General features: G+C 64.0%; 11 protein-coding genes and 1 pseudogene. 6 read left to right on the top strand and 6 right to left on the bottom strand.

What is annotated here, in order from left to right; translation table 11 throughout:
* Nucleotides 1–1,034: VCBS repeat-containing protein (locus tag IPF85_RS23765; protein ID WP_343410527.1), on the top strand; the 1,034-nt coding region annotated here is incomplete at its 5' end.
* A gap of 1,808 nt (nt 1,035–2,842) precedes the next feature.
* Here IPF85_RS23765 and IPF85_RS23760 read toward each other — a convergent pair.
* Nucleotides 2,843–2,989 (bottom strand): hypothetical protein, encoded by a 147-nt coding sequence (locus IPF85_RS23760; protein ID WP_343410526.1) that lies wholly within the window; start codon nt 2,987–2,989, stop codon nt 2,843–2,845.
* A 213-nt stretch (nt 2,990–3,202) separates the two neighbouring features.
* Between IPF85_RS23760 and IPF85_RS23755 the strand changes: the two genes are divergently transcribed.
* On the top strand, nt 3,203–4,708 hold the full coding sequence (locus tag IPF85_RS23755) for a hypothetical protein (protein ID WP_343410525.1): 1,506 nt from the start codon (nt 3,203–3,205) through the stop codon (nt 4,706–4,708).
* A gap of 118 nt (nt 4,709–4,826) precedes the next feature.
* The gene (locus tag IPF85_RS23750; protein ID WP_343410524.1) at nt 4,827–5,453 is read left to right on the top strand and encodes an NYN domain-containing protein; all 627 of its coding nucleotides are present in this window, start codon (nt 4,827–4,829) and stop codon (nt 5,451–5,453) included.
* A gap of 31 nt (nt 5,454–5,484) precedes the next feature.
* On the opposite strand, the gene IPF85_RS23745 is transcribed toward IPF85_RS23750, so the two are convergent.
* Nucleotides 5,485–5,997, bottom strand: coding sequence for a hypothetical protein (locus IPF85_RS23745; protein ID WP_343410523.1), 513 nt, complete (start codon nt 5,995–5,997; stop codon nt 5,485–5,487).
* Nucleotides 5,998–6,168: 171 nt separating this feature from the next.
* Here IPF85_RS23745 and IPF85_RS23740 point away from each other — a divergent pair, with 171 nt between their 5' ends.
* Both IPF85_RS23740 and IPF85_RS23735 read left to right on the top strand, forming a co-directional pair.
* Nucleotides 6,169–6,423: a hypothetical protein gene (locus IPF85_RS23740; protein WP_343410522.1), complete on the top strand. Its 255-nt coding sequence runs from the start codon at nt 6,169–6,171 to the stop codon at nt 6,421–6,423.
* Nucleotides 6,424–6,791: 368 nt separating this feature from the next.
* On the top strand, nt 6,792–7,988 hold the full coding sequence (locus tag IPF85_RS23735) for a L,D-transpeptidase family protein (RefSeq protein WP_343410529.1): 1,197 nt from the start codon (nt 6,792–6,794) through the stop codon (nt 7,986–7,988).
* 115 nt (nt 7,989–8,103) lie between these two features.
* On the opposite strand, the gene IPF85_RS23730 is transcribed toward IPF85_RS23735, so the two are convergent.
* The 4 genes from IPF85_RS23730 to IPF85_RS23715 are packed head-to-tail and all read right to left on the bottom strand — an operon-like array spanning nt 8,104 to nt 11,737.
* Nucleotides 8,104–8,301 (bottom strand): hypothetical protein, encoded by a 198-nt coding sequence (locus IPF85_RS23730; RefSeq protein WP_343410521.1) that lies wholly within the window; start codon nt 8,299–8,301, stop codon nt 8,104–8,106.
* Nucleotides 8,292–9,653 (bottom strand): threonine synthase, encoded by a 1,362-nt coding sequence (gene thrC / locus IPF85_RS23725; RefSeq protein WP_343410520.1) that lies wholly within the window; start codon nt 9,651–9,653, stop codon nt 8,292–8,294. Before thrC ends, IPF85_RS23730 begins: the two co-directional genes overlap by 10 nt.
* Nucleotides 9,654–9,704: 51 nt before the next feature.
* Nucleotides 9,705–10,214, bottom strand: a complete 510-nt coding sequence (locus IPF85_RS23720; protein ID WP_343410519.1) for a hypothetical protein — start codon at nt 10,212–10,214, stop codon at nt 9,705–9,707.
* Entirely contained in the window at nt 10,148–11,737 is a 1,590-nt protein-coding gene (locus tag IPF85_RS23715; protein WP_343410528.1) for a protein kinase, read from the bottom strand. The genes IPF85_RS23720 and IPF85_RS23715 overlap by 67 nt, the downstream gene beginning before the upstream one ends.
* A 396-nt stretch (nt 11,738–12,133) precedes the next feature.
* On the opposite strand from IPF85_RS23715, the pseudogene IPF85_RS23710 reads away from it, so the two are divergent.
* Nucleotides 12,134–12,329 (top strand): annotated as a pseudogene (locus IPF85_RS23710) (site-2 protease family protein); the annotation flags it as partial.

Below are 12,329 nucleotides of genomic sequence, written 5' to 3'. Positions count from 1 at the left end.
TCAGCCTGGCGTTGGGCGACCTGGACGGCAACGGGACGCTCGATGTGGTGGCCGGGGTAAGGGATGGTCAACTGAGCGGCCAGATTCAGAAACGCTTTGGTATTTCTGCCACCACCATGAGCCTGGCCCTGGCCGACCTGGACAGGAAAAACGGACTCGACATCGTCGCCGGCAATGCAACCGGTCAGCCCAATCACGTCTACTACAATGACGGGGGCGGCTCTTTTGTGGATGAACCTCTGGCCCTGGGCAAGGCCTTGAGCGACACGTGGAGCGTGGCGGTGAGCGACCTCGATGGGGACGGCTGGCCCGACATCGTCGCCGGCAGCAAGCGCCAGAGCGCCATCTACCTCAACGATGGACACGGCGGTTTTGCTGCCATTCCCACCCAGGCCCTGGGCGGCCCCACCGATCCCACGACCAGCGTGGCCGTTGGCAATCTGAATGGGGGCGACTGTCCCGACATTGTCGTTGGCAACGATAACGCGCAAAACGCGGTTTATCTCAATGATTGTGAGGATAATAAGGGTCATTTTCCCAAAGAACCAAGCCAACGCTTCGGCAGCGAGTTCGAAGGCACGAAATCGCTGGCCCTGGGCGATCTCGACAGGGACGGCGACCTGGACCTGGTGGTCGCCAACTTCTTTGCGCCCAACGTGGTCTACTTCAATGACGGCCGCGGCTTGTTTTCCACGGAACGAGCCGCCTACCTGGGCACGCTCGACAACAAGACCTACAGCGTGGCCCTGGCCGACTTCGACGGCGACGGCAGCCTCGACATCGTGACCGGCGTCTGGGCAACGTCCAGCGACATCGGGATGTTGGCGCTGGACAATGTCATCTTCCTGAACGACGGGCAGGGCGGTTTTTCGGACGCCGGGACGTTGATTCTGACCCGTGGCAAGCACTACACGCGCCGTCGCCGTGGGAGATCTCAACGGGGACCGCAAGCCCGACATCGTGTTCGCCGATCGCTACAACCCCAACGATGGGACGGGGCGGCTCATGTTCTTCACCAATCGGCGTCATGTTGAGCGGGCCGACGCGCAAACGATTCGCCTGAAAACCACGGAGCGGATACCCGATAAGCAAGCGCTCGCAGCCGTTCATCCCTTAACCTATTCGTTGGCGGTGCCTAACGGCGGCTGCTACTTCAATCGAGCGCCGGAAATCTCCTTCGACAGCGGCAGGAACTGGCGTGCGGCCGCGGTTGTCGACGACCCGAAGGAGATCCTGGAAAGTCCCAATGCCACCTCCATGACAGCCACGCGAGTCCTGAAGTGGTATCTGCCATTCGAGCAATGGGAGCAATGGCGCGACGACATAGATCTGCGCATGCTGCTGACATCCACGGTGAAGCCGTGCCAGAATCGGCCTCCTGGCCCTTATCAATACAGCAGTTTTCGTCAAGGCCGGGTGAGCATCCCCATTCTGACTCCCCTGCAAGTGGAGAGCAAAACGCTGAGCGGAACGACGACGATCGCGAACGCGCAGGTGTATCGCTGGGCGGCCGGCGAGCGCCTGGCCGCGCTTCTCAGCGGCCCTATCGAAAGCGTTGATCTGAATCATGACGATCGCTTGTTTGCCCTCTGGCCGGTCCCAGAAACGCACCAGTGGGTCAGTCTGTCGCCGCTCAATCCGACCGGTCTGTTCGCCGAACCTGCGCCGGTCGCACAGGCCGCTCAGACAGAGGCCGCGGCGCTGGCACAACAGACCGAACAGATAGCTGCTTCCGCGCCGGCGACGCGGACCAAGATCCTGTCCGTCACACGCGCCAGCCTTCTCTACACCAGCGTGCCCATCGTACCGGCCAGTGACTTGAGCAGCCAAAACACCATGCCGCGGGTCACGACCGGCGCCGTCACCGTCTCGGCGCCCGGCCTGCAAACGCTGATCATCTCGCCTGATAACCCCTTACTGCTCTTCGATCTGAAGGTGGCCCTGGAATGGGACGCGCACAACGACCGCGGGTATGTGGCCCGCTTGACCAGCGACCTGGTGCGCGCGTCGGAGCTGCTCTATGACTGGAGCAACGGCCAGGCCGCGTTGGGCCAGATCACGCTGACTCACGATGCGGCCTTGCAGCCAACCGCCAGCGGCAGCAACGCCTGGCTCGATGCGGATGTGCGCATCCATGCCACCAACCGCCTGCGCCCCAACGCAACCCAGGGCGGCATCGTCAGCGCGGTCATCAGCGACCCACTCACGTCCACCATTGCCTATGGCCCTGGGGCAGTGGAGATCGGCGCGGCCTGGAACCGCTTTGGCGACGCCGCGGCCGGCAACCTGGACGAAGATTGGCCGCGCGCCCTGGCGCACGAGCTGGGGCATCTGCTCTTCTTCCTGGATGACAACTATCTCGGCCTGGATGAAGAAAAAGGCCTGCTGAAGCCGGTCAGCGACTGCTCCGGCGTCATGGCCGACCCGTACAAGGAAGACGATGACAAGGGCAACGGCGAGTTTCACCTGACAGGCGACTGGAAAATAAAATGTGGGGAAACCCTCTCTGAGAAGGGCGCCGGCCGGTCGGACTGGGCGACGATTCACGCGTTCTATCCCTGGCTGCAGGAGCCAACAACGGACACGGCCGGGCCGGATATTCTACCGTTCCGCGTGACGCAGATCGCCAGCGAGACATGGCCTGCCGACCCGGTCGCCACCCTGGCAAGCCCCAACTTCTACCTGTTGGATGTCGCCGCACGCCCGGTTCAGCCCGGCCCTGGTGCGCGCGCCTTTCTGTACAAGCAAGGCGATAAGCGCATTGTGGATCTCGGCCGGCCGCAGCTCGACCAGGTGCAGGCACGCGGCGCGCAGGTCGGTGGTACACCCTGTGCGTGATGGATCAGGACGCCAACCGGCAGGGATGTACGACGGTGCAGGAGCGGGAAACCAGGAGATTGTGCTGGTCGCCCTGGCCGCCGGCTGGCATCCCGGAGGTGACGGTCAGCCCCAGGTGACGGTCCTGGTCAACTCCAACAACGATCATCACCACTGTGTCTGCCGTTCAAGGGCAGCGCCGGGTTCATTGACATCACACCGGGTGGCAGCACGCTCTGCCTGAAGGACCCAGAGGCCCTGACCGCCGCAGAGTCCTGCCGCATCACGCTCGACCTGACGGTGAACGGTAGCCTGGCGAAGATCCCGGCACAGCCCTGGCGAGTCGCAGGCACAGGGCGCCTGGCCGCGGGGGCGCCTGGCGCCGGTGCTCTCCAGCGACGGGCAGGCCATGCTCTTCGGCCGGGACCTGGCGTTGGACGAAACACACCTCGCCGTGCTGCAGACGGCAGTCAAGATCCCTGACCTTCCTCCCTGGGCCACCCTCGTCGGCCATGCGCACCGCCTGGCCACCACGGACAACGTGGCCCTGACCAAAACGTCGCTCAGCATCGGCTACCTCGGCAGCGAAGTACCGCCCGGCGAGGAACCGTTCCTGCGCATCCACCATTGGAACGAGAAGACGGAGGCCTGGCAGCAGTTGCCGACCACCCTGGTCATGGCTTCCAACAACGCAGTGGCCGCCATCCAGGAACAGGGGCTGTATGCGCTGCTGTCGAGCACCGAGATCATGCTGCAAGGCGCCGGCTGGCACGCCTTCGGCTATCCCGTGTCGGAGCCGCCCACCCGAACGATCGCCGATGCGCTGGCCTCGCTGCCGGACGGCGCGTTCACCCTGGTCTACGGCTACACCCCAACCCTGGAGACCGATCCCTGGCAGGTCTACGCGCCCGGCGCGCCGGCCGGGTTCAACACCCTGCAGGAACTGCGCTTCGGTCAGGGCTACTTCATCCATACCACCGGCGGTCCTCTGAAAGCCCGGCGCTCGCTCCCATCGCTTCTGCCGCCGCTCGTCCGCAGCCTGGTCAGCCCACCCGCGCTGATCACCGGCACGATCGAGCCGGGCAGCAGCTTCTCCCCCACGGCCGGCCTGACCCTCACCGCCTGGATCAAGGGGCGGGCGTGCGGAGATGGCTCAACATTGGTGATGACCAACGGCATTAGCTACATTGGCTACAGCGTCATGGTGCGGGCGGCCGATGAGGACCCCTGGTCAGGGTGCGGCGTTCCCGGCGCGGTCATCACCTTTTCCCTGGAATCACCCGCGCTGGCGCTGAGCGCGCCGACGCCGGTGACCTGGAACAACAGCCAGGCGACGGCCGTTACGCTGACGGTTGCGACCGCAAAACAATCGAACCCTGAAGAGCCGTCTGCCTGCGCCAACCTCCTGCGCAACGGAGATTTCGAACAGGCGGGCGACTGGACGCTCACGACCACGGACAGCACGGCCCGCTACACCACCGCTGAGGTGCATGCGGGCAGCCGCGCCTTGCAGTTGGGGCTACTGCCCAACGGCAGTCCTGGCTCTCATCCTGCCGTCCCAACCCTTTCGACCGCGTACCAGGATGTGCGCCTGCCAGCCAACGCGCAGAAGCTCACGCTGACGCTGTGGGTCAAGCCGGGCACGCGGGATAGCAGCGGCGACTATCAGCACCTGGCAATCTTGAACCCAAGCAACAGCGGCATGATCGCTGAGCTGTGGCGCAAGCTGGAGAATCAGAACGACTGGCAGCAGCTCAGTTTCGATCTCACGGCCTACCGCGGGCGCGCCGTGCGTGTTTACCTGGAGGTGCGTAACGACAACCAGCGCCTGGGCGACCGCACCTGGATGTTTGTGGATGACATCAGCCTGAGCAATTGCCGAACGCCGTAACTTGACCCGTGTCCGGAACTCATCTATAATTCATTCATCAAACCCCCTGTCCCTTCGGGGGCAGGCTGCGAGACCGTACTCGGAGAGTACGGTCTCTGCTTATTCAGAAGGAGACAAGGTGAAAACCTGGGTATACATCGATGGTTTCAACTTGTACTACGGTGCGGTCAAAGATACCCGTTACAAGTGGCTCAACCTACACGCGATGTGTGCGTTGCTTCTTCCAAATCACCAAATCGGCAAAATCAAATACTTTACCGCTCGTGTGAGTGCTCGTCACGACGATCCCGATAAGCCAACTCGCCAACAAATCTATCTTCGAGCCTTGAGGACCCTCCCCGATATCGAAATCATCTTTGGTAGATTCCTGTCCCATGACGTCATGATGGCATTGGCGCAGCCGGCGCCAAATGGTCCACGGTTTGCAAAGGTCATCAAAACTGAGGAAAAAGGCTCCGATGTCAACATTGCTGCTCATCTCATCAATGACGGATACAAGAAACAGTACGAGACGGCTGTGATTGTAACGAACGATTCTGATCTCTTGGAGCCGATCAAGATCGCACGTCAGGAACTTGGGATACCCGTTGGCATCCTCAACCCGCACAAGAATCCGACGAGTAGAGTGCTGGCGCAACACGCCTCATTTGTGAGACAGATTCGTCAAGGCGCCTTGGCTGTTAGTCAATTCCCTGAAGTGCTGACCGACGCCCATGGAGTGTTTCACAAACCAACTGGCTGGTAGTCGTTCGTAGCCTGGACAATTTTCGTGCAGTTCAGGAAGACCGCCGGCGCCTGGGCGACTGCTCATCCTGGCTGATTCCTCCATGTCCGTTGGTCTCGACCCAGAACGCCTCGACCACCGCTCGCACTTCGGGCAGTGACAGTTGGTTGCCTTCGAGATGGTTGGTGTGATAGATCGCCTCGACAATCAGCTCGCGGCGCTGACGTTGGTCATTGATCGGGCTGCGCACCTGTTGAGCCAACTCCGCTCGCAAGCGATCAATTCTCGCCAGAATGTCCTCCAACTCCGGCGTCATGGTCACCTCCGCCCACGCTGCGGATTGAGCACGTGGACGCCCACGCGTCTCGCCGGCCAGTTCGACAATCAGCACCTCAAGCGCAGCGCGTGTAGTGAGCCAGGTTCCACCGCTCTTGCGCGCGACGAGCCGTCCCGTGCGAGCATAACGCAGCAAGTTGCTGCGATCGAGTCCATGACCCATTCCCGCAGCCAGAACAGACGCCTCGGGCAGGGTAATAACCTCTTGTAACACATTCTGAGTGAGCATGTTTTCATGACCTCCGTTATGAGAACATTTTACATCAATTGTTGTAAAACAGCAAGGCCGGCATCTGCTCCATTTCCGCTTTGTCCCTGTCCCATGCTAAACTACGGCGCAGGACAGACAACGCCTGTCCGACCGCACCTGGCCCTTGACACATTCAGAAAGGAACCAACCATGCCAACTCCGATCCGCCTGCTTGTCCAGCCTGGACAGGAACCCCAGATGGTGCATTTTCAACTCGCGTTCAGCGCCGCGGCCCTGGATGAAGCGCACGCGTGGGCGCCGGCCCGCCTGGAAACCGGCGACGGTCACGAGTTCGACCTGGGGATGGTGGCCGCGCCCGCGCCCACGACCTGGCGCGAACAGCGCATCCTCTCGACCTGGCCGATCATGCCTATGACCAGGCCGCGCCCGCACGCGCCCGGCTGACCTGGGGGGAGTTCAGCGCGGAGGCTGAGGTGACGCCGACCGCGGCCCGCGCGGCGTCTGCGGCCGCGGCCACGCCGACCGTCACGCTGACGCTGCGGCCCGATGACCAGGAGCCGCTGCGCGTGCGGGCTGAGGTCGCGGTCCAGGGGCTGGCCGCCGATCATCGTCTGCGCCTGGACGCCGGCGCCGAGCAAGTCCATTGGCTCACAGGCGTGCTGGGCACACAACAAACGGGCGCCTGGACCGTGGAATACCCGAAACCGGGTATCTACTGGGTGGCGGTGGATTGGCTGGATCATGACGGCTTCTGGCTGGGCAATCTGACCGCGCAGGCGCTGACCATTGCGGACCCGGTGCCGGCGCAGGAGATGGCGATCCTGGAACCGCTGCTGGCCGCGGCGCCGCTCACCGCGCTGCCAGAGGTGGCTCAGACCAGTGTGCCCTGGCAGCCCTATCGCTACGCCCGGTCGGCCTGGAACTGGGCGCGCACCTACGCCGCGCCCGGCAGCAGCCGCGTGGTGCGCAGCCTGGCGGCCGGCACTTACCTGGCGATTACGGCCGAAGCCTGGGTGCATGATGCGCTCTGGTACCGTTCGGCCGGGCAGGATTGGGTTCCGGCCAGCGCGGTGACCATCATGACGCCATCGAGCCTGGCCGGGGTGGAGTTGGGCAGTGCGACTACGCCGCCGCCCCCCCCACCGCCGCCGTCAGGCCGCCGCGGGGTCGTCACCGCCAGTGTGCTGAACGTGCGCGCCCGTCCTGGCGTCTTTGCCGACAACCCGGTGATTGACCGCCTGTTGGCCGGCGCGGAGGTCAACATTCTGGAACAGGCCACGGTCAGCGCCGCGGTGTGGTATCGCATCGGCGAACGGCGCTGGGTTCACAGCGGTTGGGTGCGCCTGCTGCCGGCCGCGGCCGAACCGGCCAGCGCGGTCAGCGCGGTCGCAAGCGCGGCGCAGTTGCCCGTGGGATGGGTGGTGTCCACAAGCATCTACGTGCGCAGCGGGCCGGGTACGAACTACGCGCAGGTGGGCGAAGTCACCCACAACCAGCGCGTGAACATCCTAGAGAGCGCCAGCGTCGGCGGCGCTACCTGGTATCGCATCGGCGAGCAGCAGTGGGTGTACGGGCAGTGGGTTGGCGTGGCGCGTGGGCGCACACGCCCGGCCGCGATTCGCAGCAACGAGTATTGGGTGGCGGTCAGCCTGCGCGATCAGACGGCAGTGGCCTATGAGGGCGACCGGCCGGTGTACGCCGCGTTGGTGGCGACCGGCCTGCCCGGCACGCCGACCGTGCAGGGCATTTTCCGCACCTGGCTGCGCCGACCCGGCGGCCGAATGGCGGGCGGACGCCCCGGCGCGGGCTACTACTACCTGGAAGAGGTGGTGTGGACCGCGTTTTTCTACAGCGGCTACGCGCTGCATTCGGCCTACTGGCATGACGCGTTTGGCCGGCCGCGCAGTCACGGCTGTGTCAATCTCAGCATGTATGATTCGTGGTGGCTCTACAACTGGAGCGCGGCCGGTGGTGCGCGCAGTCCGGCTGTGGTGGTGACCGCGGCTTGATGCATCGGGCCTCACCTCACCCCCTGCCCCCTCTCCTCTCCACGTAGTGGAGAGGAGAGGGGGTGGAGAACCCGGCTATTCTGTCCGCGGAGAGGAGAGGGGGTGGAGAACCCGGCTATTCTGTCCGCGGAGAGGAGAGGGGGTGGAGAGAGGAGGAGAGGAGGGGGAGAATCCCTCCCCCCACCTGCCCCTGCGATGTTCCGATCGCCTTCTTCACTGCGGCCAACGTCGGCTCGATGATCGTCGCCTGACCACTGGCCTTCATCGCGCTGCTAATGTCCTTCAGCCCATTGCCTGTAATCATCAGCACCACCGTCCCTCGTCCCTCCCCCGATCTCCTCCGCTCTCCGCTCTCCGCTCTCCGATCTCCCTCTCCCCCCACTCCCTCCGATCTCCGGTCTCCGATCTCCGATCTCCGATCTCCGATCTCCGATCTCCAATCTCCGGTCTCCGATCTCCGATCTCCGATCTCCGATCTCCGATCTCCGATCCCCGATCTCCGATCCCCGATCTCCGATCCCCGATCTCCGCTCTCCAATCTCCGATCTCCGCTCTCCGCTCCCCAATCCCCGCTCTCCAATCTCCGCCAGCAGCCCTGCCAGCGCCGCGGCTCCGGCCAGCTCCGCGAAGACGCCGGTCAGCCGAGCCAACAGCGGGATCGCGGCCCGGGATTTCGTCATCCGTCACCTGGATGGCCTTGCCGCCGGTCTCTCGAATGGCGCGCAGGCCGCGCAGGCCATCGCGTGGCAGGTCGGCCGCAATGCTGTCGGCCACGGTGGTCGCCTGCACCGGGGTGATGGTGTCCGCGCCGCTGGCCCACGCGTTGTAGATGGCAGATGAGCCGCTGGCCTGCACCGCCATCAGCCTGGGCAGCTTGTCAATCCAGCCCAGCGCCAGCAAATCCTGCAAGCCGCGGTGCAGCCCGGTGATGATGTTGCCGTCGCCCACGGAGACGAAAATGGCGTCCGGCGCCTGCCACCGCAACTGCTCGCAGATTTCGTACGCGGCCGTCTTCTTGCCCTCCACCGTGTAGGGATTATAGCCGGTATTGCGGCAGTACCAGCCGAACTCTTTGGACGCGGCCAGGCAAAGCTCGAACGCGGCGTCATAGTTGCCATCCACCAGGAGGACCGTGGCGCCGTAGGTCAGCAGCTGCGCCACCTTGGCCGGCGGCGCGGTTTTGGGCGCAAAAATCACCGTCGGTTGACCGATGCTGGCGGCCAACCCGGCCAGCGCGGCGCCGGCGTTGCCCGTACTGGCCGTCGTCACGATGGCCGCGCGCTGCTCCTGCGCCTTCAGCAGCACCAGCGCGCTGGCGCGATCCTTGAACGACGCGGTAGGGTTGCGACCATCGTCCTTGACGACCAGGTTGGGCAGGCCAAGCTGCGCGCCCAGGGCCGCCGCGTGATAGAGCGGCGTGCCGCCGACGTGCAGCGGCGGCACGGGAGCGTCACCCGCGACCGGCAGCAGCGCCCGGTAGCGCCACATGGACGTGTCCCGACTGGCCGCCAGGGTTCGCGGCGATGCGGCGGCCGCAATGCCGGCGTAGTCATAAACGGCATCCACGATGCCCGCGTCGCCGTGCTGCGGGCAGACGTACTCGATCTCATGCGGTGCATAGGTCGCGCCGCACAGCGTGCAGCGCCAGCCGAGTAATTGGTTCACAGGTCGTTACTTTCCCCACTGCCCTTCACCTGGGTTCGTCCCGCCAGCCGCTTACGGCTTGGTCAGAATGATGTCGGCCATGAACTGGGCGTGCAAATAGGCGGTGATGACGCCGCCCTCGTTGGGAATCGGATCTACGCTCTCATTACCGTTGATGTCCTGACCATCCAGAATACGTTTGGTCAGCGTCGCGGCCTCACGCACCGCGGCATTCACCGCGCCCAGGTCGGTTGTCTGGGCAATTTGCAGCGACAGATCACGCAGACTGATCACCCACTCGCTCACGTTCTGGATGGCAATTTGCACATGCTGCGCGTGCTGCCTGATAGCGTCCGTGGAGTCAGGCGTACTGCCGGCGAGGCTGGCATGTTCCAGGGTTCCCTGAATGTAGCCCACGTGCGTGCTATTGGGCAGAAGGCCAAAGCCATCGCCGAGATTGGACACGACCCCGTCGCCGTTCAGATCGCCTGCGTGCTCGCCGGCGTTGCCTTCGATCAGACCGATGATGCCCTCCGCGACCTGCTTGACCTGCTGCAGGTCCTGTGCCTGCAGTGCAGCCATTTTTTGGGCAGCGCCGGCCTCCTGCAGAAGTTCCGCCTGGACTCGCAGGCCCACGGCGTAACCGATGCTGTCCGGCGTGTCTTCCGCGCCACGAGGACGTGGCCGATATGCATCAGGGCCTGCGCGGGCAACTGGCCCTGCAACAGGACAGTCGCCCCCGGCATCGGGTTGTTGTCCGGCGCCGGTTCAATGGTGACCGCGACCGCGTCGAAATCGGCCAGCAGGATGCCGCTGTTGGGGTCGGCGAAACTGAGCGTGCCCTGGCCGTCTGTGATCGGAATGATGCCCATGCTCTGGCGTCGTTCATCGCCGCGCAACAGCCAGACTTCGTACTGCGTCCCGGGGGCTGGTGCGGGGACGCCGTTCAACGTCGCGGTGGCCTGATCGGAAAGCGCCGCGCCATCGCTGAAGCGCACGAGGGACAGGTCAACCGTTGGCATCCCCATCTCGCTGACTTGACCGGCGCGCAACAGCAAGAAGACACTCACGACCGCGATCAGCGCCAGGGCCGCCAACGCGGGCAGCAACCAGCCGCGCGCGGCACGGCCGGCCGCAGGGCTGGCGGGGAGCGGAGCGGGCGTCTGGCTCGGCGGGGTTGACCTGCTCGCCGTGGGCGCAGCCGTGGCCGCGTGTGCCGTCGGCTCGCCTGACACCATCGTGGCCGCCGGATCGCGCACGAACAGAGCGTTCACCAGCGTGATCTCTGAACTGGTCACGGCCGCCTGAAACGCGGCCGCCAGTTCGCTCACGCGGTTGAAGCGGGCCGCAGGGTCTTTAGCCAGCGCCTTCTGAATCACCGCTTCGGCGGCCGGCGGCAACTGTGGGTTGAACTGGCGGGGCGGCGGCGGCGGCTGCGAGATATGCTGCATCATGACGGCCGTGGGGGAATCGGCCTGGAAAGGCACACGGCCGCTGACCATCTCGTACAGCACAATGCCGAGCGCGTACAGGTCACTGCGCGCATCCACCGGCTGACCCATCGCCTGCTCCGGCGCCATGTACGCGGGCGAACCCATCACGCTGCCGGTGGCGCTCAAATGCGCCACCTCGCTGAGCATCTTGGCGATGCCGAAATCGGTCAAGACCGGCTCGCCCTCGGCCGTGAACATGATGTTGGACGACTTGATGTCGCGATGGATGGCATCGCGCTCGTGTGCATAGTCCAGGGCCGAGCCTAACTTCGTCAGCAGGCGCGCCGTTTCATCCAGCGGCATGATGGCGCCCCGGCTGCGCCACTGCAGCAGGAGATCGTGCAAAGTGCCGCCATTGAGATACTCCATGACCATGAACGGCTGCTCGTTTTCGATGCCGAAGTCGTAGAGTTGAACGATGTGAGGATGGCGTAGCGAAGCGACGAGTTGCGCTTCACGGCGAAAGCGCTGATCGAAGCCATCTTGACTGGCCAGGTGCGCGTAGATGACTTTGATCGCCACCGGGCGATTGAGGCAACGGATCGTTGGCTTCGTAAACCTCGGCCATTCCCCGCAGCCCAGGCGGCGGGTGACAACGTAACGGCAAAAGATTGGTTTGGCGGCATGAGCGGCGTCCTTTCATACTTCATTAATAGACTACGAGGATGCCATTGTAACATCAGAACCATCTCCGGTCAAAGACCACCAAAGCTGACGATAGCACCGCCTGCGACGCGTTGGCCCAAGCGCAGTCGCCAGGATGGATTGGCCGGGGAAGATGCTGTCGCCCACCAGCCACAGGCGCCGCCCCAACCGCGGTCCCCAGGCCCGAAACAGGTTCGTCTGCGGGAAGCCGCCCACCCAGCCTCGGCTGCGCTTTTGACCGGACCCGAACGATGGAGTCACAGTGACAACAGACCTGTTCTTGCAGTCCAATAATTGACGTAAGTCAAGAACTTCGTACAATTCAGTGAGTCAGGAAGCTCACCGTTCGCGAGAGGTCATGCCATGAAGTGGTCATTTCGGATCGCCCAGGTCTTTGGGATTGACATCAAGATTCATATCACCTTTTTCCTGATTCTGATTCTGGAAACGGTTCAGTGGGGCGGGCCGGCAGGCCTGAGCGGCTCGACTTTCGGCGTTCTGTTGATGTTACTGCTCTTCACCTGTGTCACCTGCACGGGTTGGGGCACAGCGTGGTGGC

The organism is Candidatus Amarolinea dominans, assembly GCF_016704685.1.
GTDB lineage: Bacteria > Chloroflexota > Anaerolineae > SSC4 > Amarolineaceae > Amarolinea > Amarolinea dominans.
Note: the sequence above shows the minus strand (reverse complement) of the source record. Positions and strands in the feature narration are given on the sequence as shown.